The sequence below is a fragment of the Parasphingorhabdus sp. SCSIO 66989 genome (assembly GCF_032852305.1).
GTDB classification, from domain to species: Bacteria; Pseudomonadota; Alphaproteobacteria; order Sphingomonadales; family Sphingomonadaceae; genus Alterisphingorhabdus; species Alterisphingorhabdus coralli.
In genome coordinates, this window is the sequence record NZ_CP136594.1 from 2,026,500 (window position 1) to 2,048,271 (window position 21,772).

A 21,772-nucleotide genomic window follows, 5' to 3' on the forward strand; every position below is an offset into this window, starting at 1 on the left:
ACGTGAGTGAGATAGACACAGGTTCCAACCCGGAAAACGGCCCCGACGACATCGCCCCGATCGATATCGTTGATGAGATGAAATCGAGCTATCTCGACTATGCCATGTCGGTGATTGTCAGCCGCGCGCTGCCCGATGTGCGCGATGGTCTGAAGCCGGTACATCGCCGCATTCTCTTCGCCTCAAAAGAAGGTGGATTTGTCGCCGGGCGACCCTATCGCAAATCAGCGAAAATCGTCGGTGATGTCATGGGTAATTATCACCCGCATGGCGATGCCGCGATTTATGAAGCGCTGGCGCGGATGACGCAGGACTGGTCGATGCGTGTGCCGCTCATCGACGGTCAGGGCAATTTCGGCTCGATGGACCCTGATAAGCCGGCGAGCATGCGTTATACTGAGGCAAGGCTGGCCAAGGTCGCCAATACACTGCTCGATGATCTCGATAAGGATACGGTCGATTTTGCGCCCAATTATGACGGCTCGATGCAGGAGCCACAGGTACTACCGGCGCGTTTCCCCAATTTGCTGGTCAATGGCGCGGGCGGCATCGCGGTGGGCATGGCGACCAATATCCCGCCGCATAATCTCGGCGAAGTGGTCACAGCCTGCCTCGCCTATATCGATAATCCGGGGATTACGATTGAGGAATTGATCGAGATTATTCCGGGGCCGGATTTCCCGACGGCACCGCTGATCCTGGGCCAAGCTGGCGCGCGCGCTGCCTATCAGACCGGGCGCGGTTCGATCCTGACACGGGCACGGCATAAGATTGAGGAAGGCCGCGGCGACAAACGCGCCATCGTCCTGACCTCTATCCCCTATCAGGTCGGCAAGGCCGGACTGGTCGAGAAGATCGCCGAAGCCGCCAAGGATGGCCGGATTGAGGGCGTTTCCGATATTCGCGATGAATCAAGCCGCGATGGCGTGCGTGTGGTGATTGATCTGAAACGCGATGCCACCGAGGAGGTGGTGCTCAACCAACTCTGGCGCCACACCCCTGCTCAGTCCGGGTTCCCGGCGAATATGCTTGCCATTCGCGGCGGTCGCCCGGAAATCCTCAATCTGCGCGATATTATCGAGGCCTTTGTCCGCTTCCGCGAAGAGGTCATCACCCGCCGCACCAAGTTCGAGCTCGCCAAGGCGCGCGAGCGAGCGCATCTATTGCTTGGCCTGGTGGTCGCGGTCACCAATCTTGACGAGGTGGTGCAAATCATCCGTGGCTCTGCCAGCCCTGTTGAAGCGCGCGAGAAGCTGCTGGCGCGCGAATGGCCGATGGGCGAAATCGCGCCCTATATCCGTCTGGTCGAAGCGTTAGAGGATGATGTTTCCGGCGACAGCTATCAACTGAGCGAAGCACAGGTCAAAGCCATTCTTGATCTGCGTCTGCACCGCCTGACCGCGCTTGGCCGCGATGAAATTGGCAATGAACTCAAAGGGCTGGCGACGGATATTGAGGGCTATCTTGAGATTCTGACTGATCGTGCTGTGCTCTATGGCGTGATGCGCGAAGAATTCGAGCAAATCCACGCAGAATTCGCCACACCGCGTGTCAGCGAGATTGCCCCCGCATGGGATGGTCTCGAAGATGAAGACCTGATGGAGCGCGAGGATATGGTCGTCACCGTCACCCATGGCGGCTATATCAAGCGCACCCCGCTGGCAACTTTCCGCGCTCAGGGCCGTGGCGGCAAGGGCCGCGCGGGCATGGCGACCAAGGATGAGGATGCGGTGGTCGAGATGTTTGTCACCTCGACGCATAATCCGGTGCTGTTCTTCTCCAATCATGGCCGCGTCTACCGCCTCAAAGTCTGGAAACTGCCCGAAGGCGGACCGCAGACCAAGGGGCGGCCTATGCTGAATATGCTGCCGCTGCAAGAAGATGAGACCATCACCAATGTCCTGCCTCTGCCTGAGGATGAGGGCGAGTGGGAAAATCTCAACATAATCTTCGCCACCGAACAGGGCATGGTGCGGCGTAACTCTATGGATTCCTTCACCAATATCCCGTCCAACGGCAAATACGCCATGGGCTTTGTTGAGGATAGTGGTGACCGGTTGATCGGCGTGCAGTTGCTTAACGAGACGCAGGAGGTCTTCCTCGCCAGCAGCACCGGCAAGGCGGTGCGCTTTGCCGCGACTGATGCCCGCGAAACCAAGAGCCGCACCGGCATTGGCGTGCAAGGCATGGGACCAAAGGGCGACATAGAGGTCGTCTCGCTGGCGATCCTGAACACCACCGGCACCACCGCCGAGGAGCGCGAAGCCTATCTCAAAGCCGCACCATGGAAGGATAATGAGAACGCACCGGAGCTGTCCGCCGAACGCATGGCGGAAATGGCAGAGAAGGAAGAGTTTATCCTCACCATCTGCGCCAATGGCTATGGCAAGATTTCCTCCGCCTATGAATATCGCACCATCAAACGCGGCGGGATGGGCGTGGTCAATATCGACAATATCGCGCGCAATGGCGCTGTCGTGGCCAGCTTCCCGGTGAAACATGGCGATCAGCTTATGCTGGTTACCGATCAGGCCAAGCTGATCCGTATTGCGATTGATCTCAGGCATCTGCTGGGTGAAGATGATGATCGTGGCTACCGGATTATCGGCCGTGGTTCAGCCGGGGTGCGGATTTTCAATGTGGCTGATGACGAGCATGTCGTCAGCGCGGCGCTGATTGACGAGACCGAAGAGCCTGAGGATGGGGAAGAGTCGGGTGAAGAGACAGGCGAAACAAGGCATTAGAGGTTTCTAGCGCTCTTCCCTGTAGCGGAGAGGTGATTGCAAGTTCAAGCGACGCGCTTGGGGACATCCCCCTCCCTTAATCCCTCCCCTAGAGGGGAGGGAGACTATTGATCACGCAAAGACGCAAAGGCGCAAAGAGCTACCATGGAGCGATAACCTCTTGAAAATCTTCGCGTTCTTTGCGAGAAATTCAGTGTGCTAAGCACTCAAATAAGGCCGCACACGCAGAAACCGCACCACGCCCATGGCAATCATCAACTGGCCCGCATAATAAAGCGGCCAGACAGCCTGATTGACTAGCCAGCCATCTTTACTGATCCCCATTCCTGCAAAGATACAAAGATCGGAAACAACAAACAGCACCGCACCAATCCCGACCCGATAGCGCGGGAAGCGACTTGCCCAGGCCATGCCTGCCATCAGGCCGAGGCCCAAGCCGTAAAGAATAAGCCCCCATCCTGCTTCGCCAAAAGACACCAGGTGGGACAGCAACGGCACGATGATGACCAGCAATATGCCCAGAAGCCGTTGACTGGGCGCAACCTGTTCGCGCCGATTACGCGCATACAGTGCTATCGCCACGATATGCGATGCCAGAAACGCAATTGCCCCGGTCGTCAGATCAAGGATGATCAGCGCATCGCCGAGCGCGGATAGCGCCAGTGCGCCGCATAACAGCCAACCGTCGAGGCTTTTCAGCCGCCGCAATGCATAGAGCGCGAGCATCGCCACCGCACCCGCTTTCCACACCATCAACAGGCTTTCGGGCAGCGCCCCGTCGCGCAGAAAGGGAAAACCAATGGCAAAAACCAGGCTGAGGATCAGAAAGGGCCTGTCTTCAACCAAAGCCTGTTTCATGGATGTTGCCTCCCCTAAACCTTTAGCCCTGAGCCTGTCGAAGGGCGCTTCTCAATTTGAGAGACAGGCTTCCACAGGCTCAGCCTTAACGGTGATGGGACGGACCTGTCCATACTGCCGTTACGCCATATCCGCCAAATTGTGCCATTGCCGTTTAGCCGCGAAATTGGCATAGGCTCGGGCATGACAGACACACAATCGCACGACGTTCATATTATCGGCGGTGGCCTTGCCGGCTCTGAAGCCGCCTGGCAACTCGCACAGGCCGGGCTGAAAGTCCGCCTGTCGGAAATGCGAGGATCAGGGGATATGACCCCGGCGCATCAGACCGATGGTCTTGCCGAACTTGTCTGTTCCAACAGCTTCCGCTCGGACGATGCCGAACGCAATGCGGTGGGCCTGCTGCATGCGGAAATGCGTGCCTTGGATTCTATCATCATGGCGGCCGCAGAACTCGCCAAGGTTCCCGCGGGGTCGGCGCTCGCTGTAGACCGTGATATCTTCTCTGATGAAGTCAGCAAACGGCTGACAAATCACCCGAATATTATCATTGTGCGTGAGCGCGTGGACAGCCTACCGAGCGAAGGCGCAACGATTGTCGCTACCGGCCCACTGACCGCTGCATCGCTTGCCGAGAGCATTGGTGCCGCCACCGGATCAGAGTCCCTCGCCTTTTTCGACGCGATTGCGCCGATTGTGCATCATCACAGCATCGATATGGATATCGCCTGGAAACAGTCGCGCTGGGACAAGGGCAGCGCCGATGGCGACGGCAAGGACTATATCAACTGCCCGATGGACAAGGAGCAGTATCTCGCTTTCCATCAGGGCCTGATGGACGGCGAAAAGACCGATTTCAAACAATGGGAAAAGGATACCCCCTATTTTGAGGGCTGTATGCCGATTGAAGTCATGGCGTCACGCGGCGTTGATACGCTGCGCTATGGCCCGATGAAGCCGGTCGGCCTGGACGATCCGCGTACCGGGCGCTGGCCCTATGCCGTGGTGCAGTTGCGGCAGGATAACCGGCTCGGCACGTTGTGGAATATGGTCGGCTTTCAGACCAAGCTCAAATATGGCGCGCAGGTTGAGCTGTTCCGTACCATTCCCGGGCTGGAAAATGCCGAATTTGCGCGATTGGGCGGACTGCATCGCAACACATTTATCAATTCGCCGACATTGCTTGATCGCTCGCTAAGGCTCAAAAAAGCACCGCATATCCGCTTCGCCGGGCAGATTACCGGCTGCGAAGGCTATGTCGAAAGCGCTGCCGTCGGCCTGATGGCGGCACGCATGACCGCGGCTGAATTGCGTGGATCACCGCTTGATGCCCCGCCTCAAACAACAGCCTTGGGCGCCCTGCTCTCACATATCACCGGCGATGCCGATGCCAGCGATTATCAGCCGATGAATGTCAATTTCGGCCTGTTCCCGCCGCTGGAAGGCAAGGTGAAGAAGAAGGAGCGCAAAGAAGCCTATACGGCGCGCGCGCGGGCGGATCTGCAAAGCTGGTTGGGTGCTTTTTCGCAAGCGGCATAGACACCCGCTATCGTTCGCCCTGAGCTTGTCGAAGGGTCGTTCTTCTAATGCTTTTATTCTCACGCAAAGACGCGAAGACGCTAAGAATTATCACTTTGCGTCTTCGCATCTTTGCGTGAAACGAAATGTTCTAGAGTCGAATTCATTTACATTGAATCGTCATTGCGAGGAGCGAAGCGACGCGGCAACCCAGAGCAGGTGCGTGTTGCCCTGGATTGCTTCGCTACGCTCGCAATGACGTGTTTCAAGCTAAGTGAAAAACAGTCTAAGACTTCCGCTTGCGCGGAGTTAGCAATTCTTCAGCACCGACAGCGCTCTTTCTTGCTCTTCCGCTTGGGCCGGGTCGTCGCAAACTCTTCCGGTGTCAGTTCCGCATCACCATCAGCATCCGCGTCTTCAAAGCGGTTGACCGTCGCCACCGCCCATTCCTCGAATGTCAGTAGATTATTGCCATCAATATCCAGCTTGCGAAACGCCTTGCTGCGGCTACTCAGCATTTCATTGCGGGTAATACGCAGGTTGGAATCGCGATCATAACGGGCAAAGCGGCGTTGCTCGCGGGTTAGCTCGGTTGCCTCAGGCGGCTCAGGCCCTACCAGATCCGAAACATCGGCTTCGGGGAGTTCGCTATCGGGTGGTGCAATATCCTGCGGCGGTGGCTCGGCCTGAACGGCAACCTCTTCCTGTGCGTTGCCCAGCATATAGAGAAACCCGGCCAGCATCAGCATAAGGGTCGCAACGCCACCGATCAGATATTTGCCCATCTGTCACCTCATCTATTGAGAGGTAAAGGGATATAACAGGCAAAGCCTAGCCTGTCAGGCCGCGCCTGATAATCCGCACCGCCATGGATGGGCGCATAAGGGGTTTGTCCCAAGCATCATACAGGCCATCGCGGATAATCATGTCGCGGATAATCGCAACCAGTCTCAGCTTGCGCTCCAGCTTTACCTTGGCAAGCGGGGTAATCTGGCTGATCAGCGCTTCCTTTGCTGTCACCGCAGCCGCATCATCATAGCGGCCCATGCGCAGATCATCCCATAACGCATAACAGCCCATTAGCTGTTCTAATTCGGCAAATGGTGCAATCTCGCTTACCTCAGCCAATGCCCTGCCCAGCATGGTCCCGCGCTGTTCGGCATGGACACCCGCTTCTTCGCCCTCGCTATCGGCAATATAGCCTTCCCAGGCATCGATAATCGGCACCAATATCAGTTTTGGAAAGCCGGGCTGTTCATTAAGCATCAGCAGCAGCGGATGACCGGTGCGGCGATCTTTGGAGGTGCCATTGATGACGTCACGCCACCATGCATAACGCATCTGACCAAGCAACATCTCGCTGGTGCTGTCACAGATCTTGCCGCCAATGGCATCCATCGCAAGCACGGTTTCCTGAGCCTTGCGCACCGATGCCGGCGCATAGGCCAGAGCCAGTCGCTGCCATGGCGCCAGATGTAGCGGATCATCCATCGCGGCCTATTCCGATGCCTCGCTGCGGAAAGCAAGTTTAATGTCATTTTAACCCTGTTCCTTAGAAACCCGATCATCACTTCCCCTCTATAACTCCGCCGAATGATCGCGCGCATGGGGCCTCATAGGGCCAGATGCAGCGTGAACGGATGGGTATGAGCATGATGAACAAAAAACTCGCAATCTTTGCTCTGGTGGATTTGCTGATGCGCCTACGCCGCAGCGTTGCGGGTAACACATTGGCCATGGTCGCTGCAGGACTGGTGCCGCTTACCGCGATGATAGGCAGCGGCGTTGATATGAGCCGCGCCTATATGGTGAAATCACGCCTGCAACAGGCCTGTGATGCGGGCGTATTGGCGGGCCGCAAGGCAATGGCCGATGGCGAATACACCACCGCCGCAAAAGGCATTGCCGAAGACTATTTCGATATCAATTTCCCCAATGACTATATGGAATCGACCAACGCGTCGTTCACCACGGACAATCCCGCTGGTGGATCGACCGTTGTCGGCAATGCCTCTGTCACCGTGCCTACGGTGATTATGCGCATGTTCAATATCGATGGCATGGATATGGCGGTTAACTGCACCGCACAGCTGGAAATCGCCAATTCGGACATCACCTTCGTGCTCGATAACACGGGATCGATGGCGTGTCCGGAAAACTCAAATACGGACCAATGCAATCGGTACTTTGTTGCGAATGGATATGTCCCTGTAGAGGGAGTTGCTTTTGAGGGGCTATCACAAACTTCCCGATTGGCGGCCCTAAGGACCGCGATGGACAGCTTTTACAGTACCATCGATGACGCTGCTGAAAATAGCGGAGCAAGGGTGCGCTATGCTTTTGTTCCCTATTCGCAAACCGTAAACACCGGCTATCTATTGCAACCAGACCATATTGTTAATGAGCATAGCTACCAGTCAACCGAACTCGAAACTATAGAGTATTTTCGCAGCCAAAATCCGACCTATACGGCAGATTGCGATAGGTATTTTGGAACCTGGCCGGGCTATCGCGTCTATGGCCGTTACGATGCCACTTATGGTGGTTGTATCTGGGATGAGGAGCGCCGTGTCTATCGGCAGGTAACATTTGACGTATCGAATTATAAGGCCGGCATAGCAACACAAGACCCGACTGAACGGACGAGTAATAGCTATACTTGGGCCGGCTGTATCGAGGAGCGTGACACGATTGGCACCGGTGCGATCTCCTTTGATATCGGCAGTGGCCAGTTTTCTCCATCAGGATTGTTTGACCTTGATATAGATGGTGCGCCCTTTGACGACGCAACCCGTTGGAGACCGTATTGGCCGGAAATATCGGTTCGCCGGTTCTTCGGTATAGAATCTACGACCGATGTTGACGAGACGCGCACACCGCAGGTCGCGTGTCCCGCACGATCTGCAACCCTAGCGCAATATGCAAATCTTGCAGACTATCAGACCTTCAATCAGAGCTTGATACCCGATGGAGGTACATATCACGACATCGGCCTTCTTTGGGGAGCAAGACTGTCGTCAACAACGGGTATCTTCAGTGCAAATGTTCAGGAAGCCCCTAATAATGGTGGTTTTGTCGGCCGACACCTTGTGTGGATGACGGACGGTGATCTTGGGGCCAGCACCAGCGCCTATAGTTCCTATGGAATTGAGCGCCATGATGGTCGCATAACCGGGGTCGTAAACGGAGAATCTGACGAATATGGTGCTCAAGTGCCAAATATTGAAACGCGATATACCGAGCTCTGCCGCGCCATAAAGGCAAAGGGCATCCGTCTTTGGGTTGTCGCTTTCAACACAGCACTCACGACCGAGTTGACCGATTGCGCCAGCCCGAACAGTTCCTATGTCGCAAATAATGCGTCAGAATTGAACACTGCCTTCGCCATAATCGCCGAGCAGATTGCAGAATTGAGGCTTACCGAATGATGCCCGGTTTTTCTCTGCTGCATCGCCTAAAAGGGTGCCGCAAAGGCGCCACGCTCATTGAGTTCGCGATTATTGCGCCAACATTTCTGTTGTTGCTTATGGGCGCTTTTGACATCGGCTATTCGGTATTTCTGCGCGCCACATTGGCAGGTTCAGTGGCTGAGGCAGCGCGCTCTTCAACGCTGGAAACTGCACCGGGCAGTGTTAATGCCATTGATGCCGAAGTGACCAGCCAGATGCAAAACATCAACAACAGCGCCCAACTGACCTTTGAACGCACCAGCTATTATGACTTTGCCGATATTGCCCGTCCTGAGGTGATCGTTACCGACGATAATAGCGACGGTTTCTGCGATCCTGGTGAGACCTTTGACGACGAGAACGGCAATGGCAATTGGGATGCCGATCTTGGCGAAGCAGGTATTGGCGGCCCGCGCGATATCGTTCTGTATCGCGTAACCATGACCTATCCGCGGATATTTCCACTTTATGGACTGTTGGGTATCTCGCAAACCGGCCAAATGGTGCATGAATCGGTGCTGCGAAACCAGCCCTATGGCCAGCAGGATATTCCGCCTGAAGTTAGCAGGGAGACATGCTGATGACCTCCACCGCTTCACCTGAAACATTGCGCAAACGCCCATTACGAGGACTGTTCAAGCACCTTGGCAAAAGCAAGAGCGGACTTGCTCTAACGGAATTTGCCTTCAGCCTCCCGATCTTTCTCGGGCTCGGCATGTTCGGTACCGAGATGGCCTATCTCGCGATTACCAGTATGAATGTCAGCCAGGCCGCGCTCAGCCTTGCCGATAATGCATCGCGTATGGGCCAGACCGTTACCGGTTCGTCCTCAAAAACCATCTATCGCTCGGATGTGAACTCGGTTTTTGCCGGTGCGCGCTTGCAAGGGGATGAGATTGATTTGCTGGAAAATGGTCGAGTGATCCTTTCCAGTCTGGAAACCACCAATAACGGTCGCTGGCAAAGAATCCGCTGGCAGCGTTGTATTGGAACGAAAAACTACAGTTCAGATTATGGCCCTCAGGGGATTAACGAGCGCAATGACAGCTCATTTGTCGGCATGGGCCCTGCGGGTGAGGAAATCCGGGCAGAGCGCGGCAGCGCTGTGATGTATGTCGAGATATTCTATGAATATCCGGGCCTTTTTGGCGACAGTTTTGTGTCCGGTCAGGTGATCAAGCACGAAGCCGCCTTCACCATCCGCGATGATCGCAATCTAGCCGAAGGCGTCGCAAATGATGGTGCGCGGAACCCGCACTGTAACCGCTTTACCGCGTCATAAGAGCCGCGCTCAGCCGTCGACGTAACAAACCTTGCGCACCGCCGCGATTACGCGCTCGGCATCGACCAGCGCCAATTCTTCCAGATTGGCGGCATAGGGCAGCGGCACATCTTCATTGGTGACGCGTAATACCGGCGCATCGAGGTCGTCAAAGCCTTCTTCCATGGCGATCGCGGCGATTTCGCTGGCGATGGAACAGGTGGGCCAGCCTTCTTCAACCACCACCATGCGGTTGGTCTTGGCGAGGCTATCGAGCACAGCCTGTTTATCCAGCGGACGCAGGGTGCGCAAATCGATGACTTCGGCATCAATGCCCTGCCCCGCCAGCGCATCGGCGGCTTCGAGCGCTATGCCGACACCGATGGAATAGCTGACAATGGTGACGTCAGCACCCTCGCGCATGGTGCGCGCTTTGCCGATGGGCAGCACATAATCGTCAATCTCGGGAATATCGAAGCTGCGGCCGTAAAGCAGTTCATTTTCCAGGAAAACCACCGGGTCTTCGGTGCGGATGGCCGCCTTGAGCAAGCCCTTGGCATCGGCGGCGTCATAGGGTGAGATCACGATCAGGCCGGGGACGCTGGCATACCAGGGGCCGAAGTTCTGGCTATGCTGCGCGGCAACGCGGCTTGCTGCGCCATTGGGGCCGCGAAACACCACCGGGCAACGCATCTGCCCGCCAGACATATAGTTGGTCTTGGCCGCAGAGTTGATGATATGGTCAATCGCCTGCATGGCGAAGTTGAAGGTCATAAACTCGACAATCGGACGCAATCCGCCCATGGACGCGCCGGTACCAACGCCGGCAAAGCCATATTCGGTAATTGGTGTATCGATCACCCGGCGGTCGCCAAATTCTTCCAGCAAGCCCTGGGTAACCTTGTAAGCACCCTGATACTCGGCAACTTCCTCGCCCATGACGAAAACACGGTCATCGCTGCGCATTTCCTCGGCCATGGCGTCACGCAATGCTTCGCGGACGGTGATCGGGACCATGTTGGTACCTTCCGGCACTGCAGGATCGCTGGCACGCTCAATGGTTGCAGGAGCCACAGATGCTGGTGCAGGCGCGGCGCTGGCTGCTGGCGCGGGAGCAGGTGCCGGTTCAGGCGCTGCAGCGGCAGGCGCAGCTTCCTCGCCCTCACCTGCCATGCGCGCAATCACGGTGCCGACGGCGACATTCTCTGTGCCTTCTGCGACCAATATCTCGACAATCTCGCCCTCGTCGATCGACTCAAATTCCATCGTCGCTTTGTCGGTCTCAATCTCGGCGAGAATATCGCCGGACTCAACCGTATCACCAACCTTGACCAGCCATTTGGCAAGTGTGCCTTCTTCCATGGTGGGCGAAAGCGCGGGCATTTTCAGATCAATAGCCATCAATATTGCTCCACCAGCACGTCAGTATAGAGCTCATTCGGCTCCGGCTCGGGCGAAGTTTCTGCAAAATCAGCAGCTTCCGCGACGATCTTGCGAATTTCCTTGTCGATCGCTTTCAGGTCTTCTTCCTTGACCTTCTTCTTGATCAGCTCCGCCTTGGCCGCCTCAATCGGGTCAGACTTTTCGCGCACTGACTGGACTTCGTCACGGCTGCGATATTTGGCCGGGTCAGACATGGAGTGACCGCGATAGCGATAGGTTTTCAGTTCCAGCAAGATCGGGCCATTGCCGCCGCGCACATAGTCAAGCGCCATTTCCGCCGCACCGCGCACTTGCAGCACGTCCATGCCATCGACCTGCACGCCCGGGATACGGAAGCTCTCGCCACGGCGATACAGCTGATCCTCGGCCGAAGAGCGGTTGACGCTGGTACCCATCGCGTATTGGTTATTTTCAATCGCGAAAATCACCGGAAGCTTCCACAGCTCGGCCATGTTGAAGCTCTCATAGACCTGGCCCTGATTGGCTGCACCATCACCGAAATAGGTGAGGCAAACGCCGCCATCATCGCGATATTTATGGGCAAAGCCGAGGCCGGTCCCGAGCGATACCTGCGCGCCGACAATGCCATGCCCACCATAGAATTTCTGCTCAACGCTGAACATGTGCATCGAACCGCCCTTGCCTTCGGAGATACCCGCAGCGCGTCCGGTGAGTTCGGCCATAATCACTTTTGGATCAATGCCATAGGCGAGCATATGACCATGGTCGCGATAGCCGGTGATGACGCTGTCTTCACCTTCATTCATCGCCGATTGCAAACCAACCGCAACTGCTTCCTGACCGATATAGAGATGGCAAAAACCACCGATCAGACCGAGACCATATAGCTGACCCGCCTTCTCCTCAAACCGCCGGATAAGCAGCATCTGGCGATAGAATTCGAGCAGTTCATCCTTGCTCGCTTTATAGCGCACCAGCTTTTTCGGCTTGGCTTTGGTATCAGCTTTTGCAGATGGTTTTTGCGCCATGGCAAAGTCCTTGTTCCGGGGAGGGATGACGGAGCTATATGCGATATATCCCCGATAGCGCAATGGCTTATCCAGCGCATTCACCGTCTTTGAATATGTATACAAGAAAAGCGCGGGCAACGCGCTGCCAAGGGCTTAGTTCAGAGGAACAACAATTTCGTCGGGATGGACGACATTCAGCTCTTTGCGGATCAGTTCACCGGCCAGATCAGGGTCGGCTTTGCCCGGTTGCAGCAGATTGATGCGGTTTTCCAGAGCAGCCTCTTTCTCGGTCAAGGCGGCAAGTTCGGCTTTGCGCTCCTGCAATCGCTGCTGATAGTCGCCCCATGCCAGCACGCCGGTAGGCCCCAGCACAGCATAGGCGCTAATGGCCAGCAGACACAAAAGCGCCAGACCGGACCCCAATTTGGAGCGCACTTTAGCTGCAGGAGTTTGTTGCTTAACCATCGCAATCTGTTGAATCACAAAAGATTCCGCGTTGCAAGCACCAATTGGAGAATAAGGCCCGAAATACGTCAGACAGAGTATTTCAGGCCATGTATTGCGAATTTAGCCGCCAAATATAGCCGCACCCGGATAGTGGGCGCTGTCGTCCAGCTCTTCTTCGATGCGGATCAGCTGGTTATATTTCGCAAGACGATCCGAACGCGCCAGGCTGCCGGTTTTGATCTGGCCGCAATTGGTGGCGACTGCCAGATCGGCGATGGTCGAGTCCTCGGTTTCTCCCGAGCGGTGCGACATAACCGCCGTATAACGCGCACCATGCGCCATGCGCACAGCGTCGAGTGTTTCTGACAAGGTGCCGATCTGGTTGACCTTGACCAAAAGACTATTGGCGACACCATCCTTGATACCGCGCGCAAGGCGTTCGGTATTGGTGACAAACAGATCATCACCGACCAGTTGCACGCTATCACCCACGGCTTGCGTCAGCGCCGCCCAGCCCTGCCAGTCATCTTCAGCCATGCCATCTTCAATCGAGCGGATCGGATAGTCAGCGCACAGCTTGGCGAGATATTGAGCCATCTCCTCGGAACTCAGCTCGGCATTCTCACCCGAGAGCTTGTATTTGCCATCGCTAAAAAACTCAGTCGCGGCGCAGTCAAGCGCAAGGACGATATCCTTGCCAAGAGTGAATCCTGCCTCACCTACAGCCGCTGCAATATAGTCGAGTGCCGCGCGGGTCGAAGCAATATCGGGTGCAAAACCGCCTTCATCGCCGACGCCCGTTGCCAGACCATCGCCATGCAGCTTCTTTTTGAGCGCATGAAAGACTTCCGCACCCCAGCGTACGCCCTCGGCCAGCGTCTCCGCACCTACCGGCATAATCATAAATTCCTGAATATCGATAGGATTATCAGCATGTTCGCCGCCATTGATGATATTCATCATCGGCACCGGCAGGATATGCGCGCTAACGCCGCCAATATAGCTGTAGAGCGGCAAGCCCCGCGCATCGGCCGCAGCGCGCGCTGTCGCCAGCGACACGCCTAGAATGGCATTCGCCCCGAGCCGGGCCTTATTGTCTGTGCCATCGAGCGCAATCATCGCGCCGTCAATATCGCGCTGATCCTCGGCATCCAGTCCGACCAGCGCCTCAAATATCTCGCCATTAACCGCATCAACGGCTTTCATCACGCCTTTGCCGCCATAGCGATCCTTGTCGCCATCGCGCAGTTCCACCGCCTCATAGGCCCCGGTCGATGCACCCGAAGGCACCGCTGCCCGGCCAAAGCTGCCGTCATCCAACAGAACATCAACCTCAACCGTCGGGTTGCCCCGGCTGTCGAGAATTTCACGGGCATGAATATCAATAATCGCGGTCATGATGTCCTCCTGAACGGTGCATATTGCCGCAGCCTGTTCACCATCGGCGCTCGGATTGCAAGCACACAATGCTCCCCAGCATTCCTATACCCAGCGGGATAAACATTATTGACAAGAAAAGGATTGATTTCATGCTATAAGCCAGCAAGGGCAAGCGCGAGTGCGGGCGGTTTTCCGCTTGATGCACATAGTCATGGAAGGACCACATTCAGTGAGCGAAGACACCAAGAGCGGCACTGGCGCCGCAAAGCCGAAAACCACTGCGCGCAAAACCAGCGCGGCGGCGAAGAAAAAGACCACCACCCGCAAGACAACCGCAAGCAAAAAAACCGCGACAACCGCCAAGAAACCAGCGGCCAAGAAGAGCACGGCTCTGGTCGCGACCAAGGCGGCAGCAAATGAGAATAATTTTGCCGAGGACACCAAAGCCAAGGCAGCGGAGCTTGCCAATGATGCGAAGGGACGTATCAGCGAGGCCATCGCTAATCTTGGTGGTCTGATCGGTGACAGCGCCGGTGCGATTGACGAGCGCCTGGGCAGCCGCTTTGGCGATATGGCCCGCACCGCCTCTGACAATGTCACCAGCGCGGCCAAGAAGGTTGATGAAAGCGATCTTGGCGAACTGGCCGATGAAACCCGGGAATTTGTTCGCAAGAGCCCGGCTCTGGCGGTCGGCATTGCCGCGGCCGCTGGCTTTGTTGTCGCCCGACTGTTCAAATCCGCGAGCAACAACGATAACTGATACTTGATGTCCAGCTCTCCCCAGACACCGCAGGACACTGCGCCTGATGACACACATCATCAGGATACCCATGACGCTGCCCATGATAATACGGTGCCGGGGGAGAATGCTGACGTCAACACAGAGGACGCGCCGACCAGGGACCAGACTGCGGATAAACCGGCCATGGTTGATCAGCTCAAAGGACTCTATGCCGATGGGCAGACATGGTTTCAGGCAGAGCTCGGCTTTCAGAAGGGTCGCATCAACTATACCGTGCGCGCGGCCAAGCTGGGGGCCATTGGGGTTGGGGTTGGCCTGTTCACGCTTTTGTGCGCCTATATCACCTTGCTGCTCGGCATCTTTATGACCGTCGCGCACTATTTCGGGCCGCTGATCGCGCTGCTCACCGTGCCGCTGACCTGGACTGTGCTGGGCCTATTGGCGCTGCGCTTTGCCAAGTCACAGCTGAACAGCACCAAGGCCATGATCGCCGAGACAGGCGGAATTACCGGTCGCAAAGTGGCGGAAGCGGTAAAGGACGACAATGGCTGAGAAACTCTCTCGCAAAGACCTGTTACAGCTAAAGGCCGATCGGGACGAGAGCGAAGCGCAGCTGCGCGCAGCAACCGACGCGGCGCGCGAGCGCTTTGCACCGCTCAACCTCACCAAAGAGGCAGCGGAGCATGTTACGGTAAAGGCGAAATCAGCGGCGAGTGCGACGGCTGAGGGCGCCAAAAAGCATAAATGGAAGCTGATTGGCGGCGCGGTGCTGGCATCTGCCGCATTGGCCTATCTTCCGGTCAAGAATCTGCTGGCGAAACGAAATCCGCCGTCGTAAAGGCTCCGTTTATACGGTCGGTGGTATATACTCTGTCGATGAGACAAGGAGATTGGGCATGTCTGACAGCACAAAAACAAATGCCACCACCGGCTTTGAAGACGCATCGGAAAAGCTGCGCGAGACCGTAGTAGAATATCCGCTTATCAGCCTTGCCGGAGCGCTGGCTATCGGTGTCGCCATTGGCGCGTCACTGCCAAAGAATCGGCGCGAGCAATCGCTGATCGGAGATGCGGGCCGCAAGGTCAAGGAAAGCGCCGAAGAAGCGATACATGCGGCGCAGGAAGCGGGTCGGGCTGGTCTGGAAAATGCAGGACTTTCGGTCGATGAGGCCAAGCTGCATTTCCGCGATCTGGTTCGCCGTGCAGGAGAGGCAACGCAATCAGCCCGTGACGCCGCACGCGAGCGCATGGGGCATTAGAAACGAACAGGGATGGTATGAGCAAATTGCATCTTGTATTGGGTGGCCGGGTCAAGGATCCGCGTGGCCTTGATTTTGTCGATCTCGAGCAAATGGACCTGGTCGGGGTCTATCCCGATTTCGCATCGGCAGAAGAAGCCTGGCGCGGCTGCGCCCAGCGCACCGTTGATGATGCCGAGATGAAATATGTCGTCGTGCATCTGCACCGGCTGCTTGAGCCGGAACTGCCGGAAGAGGTTGAGGCTGGCGAGTAAAGCGCCAATTCGCGCTCAAAAGTACCTCAAGCAATTAAAAATCCGTTCGTGTCGAGCGTAGTCGAGACACTTCTGTCCACTTGCAACGGCCTCTCGACTTCGCTCGAGGCGAGCGGTCGTGGCTAGGCTTTGGGAAATAATGACCGCGTAAGCGGTTGCGTCAGCACCAAGCCGGTCAAAAAACCGCCAATATGCGCGCCGATGGCGATGCTCTGGCCGCTAACCCCGCCAATGCCCAGAGCCAGCTGGATCAAGACCCACATAAAGGCGAGCCGCGCTAGCTGGCTGTGATAAGGGGTGAGATTGCCGATAGGTTTTTGCTTGATCTCGACATTCAGCAATATCGTCGCGGCAATCAGCGCACTGATCGCCCCGCTGGCGCCGATAGTGACAGCACCGATGGAAAAGGGATCAAAAGCCTGTACAAAGGCCGCGCCATAGGCTCCAGCGACCGTCAGTAACAGCGTGCGCGCACTTCCGAGCACGCGCTCAACAATCGTACCGCACAGCAGCAAGATCAGCATGTTGAACAACAAGTGCACAAAATCGACATGCAGAAAGGCGCTGCTCAGCGGTGTCAGCAGTGCCGGAACCAACAGATCAAAACGGGCAAAGCTGGCGCTGTCAAAAAAGCGTGCCGGCACAAATCCGGCATGCATCGCTGCCTGTTCCTGAAGCCCGGTGACATTCAGGCCGAGCCAAAGCAGCACACAGGCCCCTGCGAAAAACAGCGTAAAGGGACCAGGTTTACGGACAGCGCTGCTGCGCTTTTGCGGACGGAAATGTTCCATGTCCCCGATATAGGGACGGAAACTTAAATAAACTCGATTTTTTCGACGAGATAATATTTATCGCCTGCAGGCACACTTACTTCGACCTCATCCTCGACCTGACGGCCGATCAGAGCGCGGCCAATTGGGCTGTTATAGCTGATACGGCCATGGCGCGCATCGGCTTCGGCCTGGCCGACAATCTGATATTTCAGCGGCTTGTCATCTTCATCGAGCAAGGACACCGTCGCACCAAACACAATTTTATCGCCCGAAAGCGTGGTCGGGTCGATAATCTGCGCGCGGCTGAGCTTGTCTTCCAGATCGCCAATCGTGGCTTCGACCTGGCCCTGACGCTCTTTTGCGGCATGATATTCGGCATTTTCCGAAAGGTCACCATGGGCGCGCGCTTCCTCGATCGCGTCAACGATCAGCGGGCGTTCTTCCTTCAGCGCCTTTAATTCCGCGGCCAGCTTGTCATAGCCTTCCTGCAGCATTGGCATTTTGTCTGCCATATCGGCTTCCTTCACATCTCATGTCTTCAGCGACAAAAAGTTTCTCCTGGCGGCCCTTGGGAGCCGCCGAAAATCAAAACCTATTGTCGGGATTATTCGTTCAGATCAGCCATAATAGGCTTGAAGTGGCTTAACTTCAAGACTTGTGGTGCGTAAAGCCGCAATTGCCTCTACGGCGGCCATGCTGGCCGAGGCTGTAGTGAAGCTCGGCGTTTTGGTCTGCAGTGCCGAGGCGCGGATCGATTGCGAGTCTTTGAGGCTCTGCCAGCCCTCGGTGGTGTTGATGATCAGGCTGACCCCGCCATCCTTGATCCGGTCGACAATATGCGGCCGCCCTTGCGCCACTTTGTTGACTGTCTCCAGGGTAACGCCCTGCCCTTTGAGATACTCGGCTGTGCCGCCGGTCGCGATAATATCGAACCCCAGCGATTCGAGCTGTTGCGCTACCGGAACGATATTCGGCTTGTCACTGTCCTTCACCGAAACAAACACCGTGCCGCTATCGGGCAGATGCAGGCTCGCCGCGAGTTGCGACTTGGCAAAGGCGATGGGGAATGTCTGGTCGATACCCATGACTTCGCCGGTGGATTTCATCTCGGGCGACAGCACCGGATCGACACCGGGGAAGCGGGCAAAGGGGAACACCGCCTCTTTGACCGCCATATGGTCGATATTACGATCGATAGCGGGTAGCGCGGCCAGTTTTTCGCCCGCCATCACCCGCGCCGCGATCTTGGCCACCGGCGCACCAATCGCCTTGGCGACAAAGGGCACGGTGCGGCTGGCGCGGGGGTTAACCTCAATCAGATAGACAGTGCCATCCTTGACCGCGAACTGGATATTCATCAGGCCCTGCACACCCAGACCATGGGCCAGCGCCTCGGCTTGGCGCTCCATTTCGGCGATCAGATCATCGCTGAGGCTATAGGGCGGCAGGGTGCAAGCGCTGTCGCCAGAATGGACGCCGGCTTCCTCGATATGCTGCATAATTCCGGCAACGGTGACGCTCTCGCCATCGCAGATCGCATCGACATCAACCTCGACAGCATCGCGCAGATATTGGTCGATCAGCACCGGACTGTCGCCCGACACCTGCACCGCGGTGGCAATATAATCATCCAGTTGCGCAGGGCTGTCGACAATCTCCATCGCGCGTCCGCCAAGCACGTAAGAAGGCCGGATGAGCACCGGATAGCCAATCTTGTTGGCCACAGCGAGCGCCTCATCGCGGCTGCGGGCAATGCCGTTATCGGGCTGTTTCAGTTTGAGCTTATTGACCAGCTTGGCAAAGCGCTCACGATCCTCGGCGAGATCAATCGCATCGGGCGAGGTGCCTAAGATAGGTATCCCCGCCTCTTCCAGCGCCTTGGCGAGGTTAAGCGGCGTCTGCCCGCCAAATTGCACGATAACCCCGACCAGCTCGCCATTGGAACGCTCGACTTCGAGAATTTCCAACACATCTTCAGCGGTCAGCGGCTCGAAATAGAGCCGGTCCGAGGTGTCATAATCGGTCGACACCGTCTCGGGATTACAGTTGACCATGATCGTCTCATAACCGGCATCGGCCAGCGCGAAACAGGCATGGCAGCAGCAATAATCAAACTCGATCCCTTGCCCGATCCGGTTCGGCCCGCCGCCAAGAATGACGATCTTGCGTTTGTCGCTCGGCTCGGACTCGCATTCGGGTTCGCCAAAAATCGGCGCTTCATAGGTCGAGTACATATAGGGCGTGCGCGCATGGAATTCGGCGGCGCAGGTATCGATGCGTTTGAACACCGGGCGGACACCCAGCTTGTGCCGCAACTCGCGCACTTCGGCGGCGCTGGTGGCTCCGGCCATCGCTTGCAAGGCATCGTGTAGTAGCCCATGCGAACGCGCGCGTGTCTCGCCCAGACCGCCGCGCACCGGCACCGAACGCACCGCCAATGTCGCCAGTCGCCGGTCGGAAAAACCCATGGCTTTGAGCGCACGCAGACCTTCGGCATCGGTCGGCAGGCCATGTTCCATCACTTCGGCTTCGGCGGCGACAATCTCGGCAATCCGCGCGACAAACCAGGGATCATAATGGGTGATCTCGCAGACTTCGCTCTCAGACAGCCCCTCGCGCAAGGCCTGTGCAATCACCAGCAACCGCTCGGGCGTCGGCTTGGCGAGTTCGGCGACAATCACATCGCGATGCACACCTTCCAAACGCGGCACGCGGTTAAAACCATCCAGCCCGGTCTCCAGCCCACGCAACGCTTTTTGCATCGATTCCTGAATATTGCGGCCAATCGCCATCACCTCGCCCACCGATTTCATCGCGGTGGAGAGGTTATTCTCCGCGCCCTTGAACTTCTCAAAGGCAAAGCGCGGGATTTTGGTGACGACATAGTCAATTGTCGGCTCAAACGACGCCGGGGTGACGCCGGTAATGTCATTGTCGATCTCGTCAAGCGTATAGCCCACCGCCAGCTTGGCGGCGACCTTGGCGATGGGGAAGCCAGTGGCTTTGGACGCCAGTGCCGAGGAGCGAGAGACGCGCGGGTTCATCTCAATCACTACCAGACGCCCGGTCTGCGGGTTCACCGCGAACTGCACATTAGAGCCACCGGTCTCAACGCCAATCTCGCGCAGCACCGCAATGCTGGCATTGCGCATGATCTGATATTCCTTGTCGGTCAGCGTCAGCGCCGGGGCGACGGTGATGCTGTCGCCGGTATGCACGCCCATCGGGTCGACATTCTCGATCGAGCAGATGATGATGGCATTGTCCGCCTTGTCGCGCACCACCTCCATCTCATATTCTTTCCAGCCCAACAGGCTTTCATCGATCAGGATCTGGTTGACCGGCGAGGCATCAATGCCGGTGCGGCAATAATGCTCAAACTCTTCACGATTATAGGCAATGCCACCACCAGTGCCGCCCATGGTGAAGGCGGGACGGATAATCGCCGGCAGGCCGATTTCCTCCAGCGCCGCAAACGCCTCGTCCATGCTGGTGGCGATGCCCGATTTCGGACTTTCCAGACCGATGGCGTCCATCGCAGCACGGAATTTCTCGCGGTCCTCTGCCTTATCGATGGCCTCGGCGCGGGCACCGATGAGCTCGACATCATATTTGTCCAGCGTGCCGTCCTCATCCAGGGCCAAAGCCGTGTTGAGCGCGGTCTGCCCGCCCATGGTCGGCAGCACCACCAGCTTTTCATCCGGCCGCTCGGCGCGCTCCCGCGCGATAATCTTGGCAACGATATCGGGCGTGATCGGCTCGATATAGGTGGCATCGGCCATATCCGGATCGGTCATGATCGTCGCCGGATTGGAGTTGACGAGGACAATGCGATAGCCCTCCTCACGCAACGCCTTCACCGCCTGCGTGCCCGAATAATCAAATTCGCACGCCTGGCCGATAATGATGGGTCCAGCGCCGATGATCAGGATGGAGTCTATGTCAGTTCTTTTGGGCATTGTTTATGGCTGTACTCTTATGGTAAACTATGGCGTAAAGGAGCTTGAACGCATTGGATAGACCCAGAGTAGACCCCGAGAAAAACAGCGATCCTGATCCCATGGTTTCGGACGAAGTGGTCAATGCGAACTGGGTTCACGATCTGATTGCCATGACCCGCCCGGGGGCCGAGATCAATCTTTCTTATCGTGCTCTTTCTGATCGTGTCGTGCCGTTCGCTTTTGATGATTTTAGTTGATACTAACGTCTTTAGCGAAACGACCAAACCACGCCCCAATGATAGTGTCGTGGATTGGCTGTTAAAGCATCGCGATGAAACGCTGCTCTCTTCCATTGTCGCAGCAGAATTAAACATGGGCATCAATGTTACGCGTGGCCAGGACTTACGCAAAATGCTCAAAGGCTGGTTTGATCGTCTGGTAGAAGCCCATGAAGATCGCATTGTCCCTTTTGATATGGCCAGCGCATCAAAATGGGCAGAATTTGGTTCACAGGTGCTTATCGGTGAACAACGTGTGGGATCGCGCCAGTTTGACACATTGATAGCCGCGCAAGCCCTGGCGCTGGAGATACCGCTTGCAACGCGGAATAGCCGGGATTTTGAGGGCATTGGGCTGGTCTTGATCAACCCTTGGGGAGAATGACAGGGCCACTGCGCAATTTGCGGTGCAGTTGGGATGGAATGTCCAGACGCCAATGATAAGCTCCCCATT

At 56.6% G+C, this 21,772-nt stretch carries 22 protein-coding genes; 12 read left to right on the top strand and 10 right to left on the bottom strand.

Going from position 1 to position 21,772, the window contains the following annotated elements; all coding sequences use genetic code 11:
* Nucleotides 1-77 precede the first annotated feature (77 nt).
* Entirely contained in the window at nt 78-2,744 is a 2,667-nt protein-coding gene (gyrA, locus tag RB602_RS09410) for a DNA gyrase subunit A (protein ID WP_317084482.1), read from the top strand.
* A 198-nt stretch (nt 2,745-2,942) separates the two neighbouring features.
* Here gyrA and RB602_RS09415 read toward each other — a convergent pair whose 3' ends face one another.
* Nucleotides 2,943-3,602 carry a lysoplasmalogenase family protein gene (locus RB602_RS09415; RefSeq protein ID WP_317080304.1) on the bottom strand — a complete coding sequence of 220 codons (660 nt, stop codon included), beginning with the start codon at nt 3,600-3,602 and terminating at the stop codon, nt 2,943-2,945.
* A 183-nt stretch (nt 3,603-3,785) separates the two neighbouring features.
* Between RB602_RS09415 and trmFO the strand changes: the two genes are divergently transcribed.
* Nucleotides 3,786-5,141 carry a methylenetetrahydrofolate--tRNA-(uracil(54)-C(5))-methyltransferase (FADH(2)-oxidizing) TrmFO gene (gene trmFO, locus RB602_RS09420; protein WP_317080305.1) on the top strand — a complete coding sequence of 452 codons (1,356 nt, stop codon included), beginning with the start codon at nt 3,786-3,788 and terminating at the stop codon, nt 5,139-5,141.
* Nucleotides 5,142-5,440: 299 nt separating this feature from the next.
* Here the strand turns inward: trmFO and RB602_RS09425 are convergent, their stop codons facing one another.
* Both RB602_RS09425 and RB602_RS09430 read right to left on the bottom strand, forming a co-directional pair.
* Nucleotides 5,441-5,905 (bottom strand): EF-hand domain-containing protein, encoded by a 465-nt coding sequence (locus RB602_RS09425; RefSeq protein ID WP_317080306.1) that lies wholly within the window; start codon nt 5,903-5,905, stop codon nt 5,441-5,443.
* Between the two features lie 46 nt (nt 5,906-5,951).
* The gene (locus RB602_RS09430; RefSeq protein WP_317080307.1) at nt 5,952-6,611 is read right to left on the bottom strand and encodes a hypothetical protein; all 660 of its coding nucleotides are present in this window, start codon (nt 6,609-6,611) and stop codon (nt 5,952-5,954) included.
* Between the two features lie 161 nt (nt 6,612-6,772).
* Between RB602_RS09430 and RB602_RS09435 the strand changes: the two genes are divergently transcribed.
* The 3 genes from RB602_RS09435 to RB602_RS09445 are packed head-to-tail and all read left to right on the top strand — an operon-like array spanning nt 6,773 to nt 9,851.
* Complete coding sequence (locus tag RB602_RS09435; RefSeq protein ID WP_317080308.1) at nt 6,773-8,548, top strand: TadE/TadG family type IV pilus assembly protein; 1,776 nt, start codon at nt 6,773-6,775, stop codon at nt 8,546-8,548.
* Nucleotides 8,545-9,150, top strand: coding sequence for a TadE/TadG family type IV pilus assembly protein (locus RB602_RS09440; protein WP_317080309.1), 606 nt, complete (start codon nt 8,545-8,547; stop codon nt 9,148-9,150). Before RB602_RS09435 ends, RB602_RS09440 begins: the two co-directional genes overlap by 4 nt.
* Entirely contained in the window at nt 9,144-9,851 is a 708-nt protein-coding gene (locus RB602_RS09445) for a TadE/TadG family type IV pilus assembly protein (RefSeq protein ID WP_317080310.1), read from the top strand. Before RB602_RS09440 ends, RB602_RS09445 begins: the two co-directional genes overlap by 7 nt.
* A 9-nt stretch (nt 9,852-9,860) precedes the next feature.
* Here RB602_RS09445 and RB602_RS09450 read toward each other — a convergent pair whose 3' ends face one another.
* The 4 genes from RB602_RS09450 to eno form a co-directional block, all read right to left on the bottom strand.
* The gene (locus RB602_RS09450) at nt 9,861-11,231 is read right to left on the bottom strand and encodes a pyruvate dehydrogenase complex E1 component subunit beta (RefSeq protein WP_317080311.1); all 1,371 of its coding nucleotides are present in this window, start codon (nt 11,229-11,231) and stop codon (nt 9,861-9,863) included.
* Nucleotides 11,231-12,262 (bottom strand): pyruvate dehydrogenase (acetyl-transferring) E1 component subunit alpha, encoded by a 1,032-nt coding sequence (gene pdhA / locus RB602_RS09455; RefSeq protein ID WP_317080312.1) that lies wholly within the window; start codon nt 12,260-12,262, stop codon nt 11,231-11,233. The genes RB602_RS09450 and pdhA overlap by 1 nt, the downstream gene beginning before the upstream one ends.
* Nucleotides 12,263-12,397: 135 nt before the next feature.
* A complete protein-coding gene (locus RB602_RS09460) occupies nt 12,398-12,709 on the bottom strand; it encodes an FtsB family cell division protein (RefSeq protein WP_317080313.1) in 312 nt (103 codons plus the stop codon).
* A gap of 102 nt (nt 12,710-12,811) precedes the next feature.
* A complete protein-coding gene (eno, locus tag RB602_RS09465) occupies nt 12,812-14,089 on the bottom strand; it encodes a phosphopyruvate hydratase (RefSeq protein WP_317080314.1) in 1,278 nt (425 codons plus the stop codon).
* 211 nt (nt 14,090-14,300) lie between these two features.
* Here eno and RB602_RS09470 point away from each other — a divergent pair, with 211 nt between their 5' ends.
* From RB602_RS09470 to RB602_RS09490, 5 genes are read left to right on the top strand one after another with little or no spacing between them, the layout of a single operon-like run.
* Nucleotides 14,301-14,831: a hypothetical protein gene (locus RB602_RS09470; RefSeq protein ID WP_317080315.1), complete on the top strand. Its 531-nt coding sequence runs from the start codon at nt 14,301-14,303 to the stop codon at nt 14,829-14,831.
* A gap of 6 nt (nt 14,832-14,837) precedes the next feature.
* Nucleotides 14,838-15,365 (top strand): hypothetical protein, encoded by a 528-nt coding sequence (locus tag RB602_RS09475; protein ID WP_317080316.1) that lies wholly within the window; start codon nt 14,838-14,840, stop codon nt 15,363-15,365.
* Entirely contained in the window at nt 15,358-15,651 is a 294-nt protein-coding gene (locus RB602_RS09480; RefSeq protein WP_317080317.1) for a hypothetical protein, read from the top strand. The genes RB602_RS09475 and RB602_RS09480 overlap by 8 nt, the downstream gene beginning before the upstream one ends.
* A 58-nt stretch (nt 15,652-15,709) precedes the next feature.
* Nucleotides 15,710-16,072, top strand: coding sequence for a hypothetical protein (locus RB602_RS09485; RefSeq protein ID WP_317080318.1), 363 nt, complete (start codon nt 15,710-15,712; stop codon nt 16,070-16,072).
* A gap of 17 nt (nt 16,073-16,089) precedes the next feature.
* A complete protein-coding gene (locus tag RB602_RS09490; protein WP_317080319.1) occupies nt 16,090-16,326 on the top strand; it encodes a DUF4170 domain-containing protein in 237 nt (78 codons plus the stop codon).
* 122 nt (nt 16,327-16,448) lie between these two features.
* Here RB602_RS09490 and RB602_RS09495 read toward each other — a convergent pair whose 3' ends face one another.
* From RB602_RS09495 to carB, 3 genes are all read right to left on the bottom strand, one after another.
* A complete protein-coding gene (locus tag RB602_RS09495; protein ID WP_317080320.1) occupies nt 16,449-17,117 on the bottom strand; it encodes a rhomboid family intramembrane serine protease in 669 nt (222 codons plus the stop codon).
* Nucleotides 17,118-17,140: 23 nt separating this feature from the next.
* Nucleotides 17,141-17,611 (bottom strand): transcription elongation factor GreA, encoded by a 471-nt coding sequence (gene greA / locus RB602_RS09500; RefSeq protein ID WP_317080321.1) that lies wholly within the window; start codon nt 17,609-17,611, stop codon nt 17,141-17,143.
* 105 nt (nt 17,612-17,716) lie between these two features.
* Nucleotides 17,717-21,058 carry a carbamoyl-phosphate synthase large subunit gene (carB, locus tag RB602_RS09505; protein ID WP_317080323.1) on the bottom strand — a complete coding sequence of 1,114 codons (3,342 nt, stop codon included), beginning with the start codon at nt 21,056-21,058 and terminating at the stop codon, nt 17,717-17,719.
* A 53-nt stretch (nt 21,059-21,111) separates the two neighbouring features.
* Here carB and RB602_RS09510 point away from each other — a divergent pair, with 53 nt between their 5' ends.
* Together RB602_RS09510 and RB602_RS09515 are read left to right on the top strand one after the other, a co-directional pair.
* Nucleotides 21,112-21,297 carry a hypothetical protein gene (locus RB602_RS09510; RefSeq protein WP_317080324.1) on the top strand — a complete coding sequence of 62 codons (186 nt, stop codon included), beginning with the start codon at nt 21,112-21,114 and terminating at the stop codon, nt 21,295-21,297.
* 49 nt (nt 21,298-21,346) lie between these two features.
* Nucleotides 21,347-21,703, top strand: a complete 357-nt coding sequence (locus tag RB602_RS09515) for a PIN domain-containing protein (protein WP_317080325.1) — start codon at nt 21,347-21,349, stop codon at nt 21,701-21,703.
* Nucleotides 21,704-21,772 lie beyond the last annotated feature (69 nt).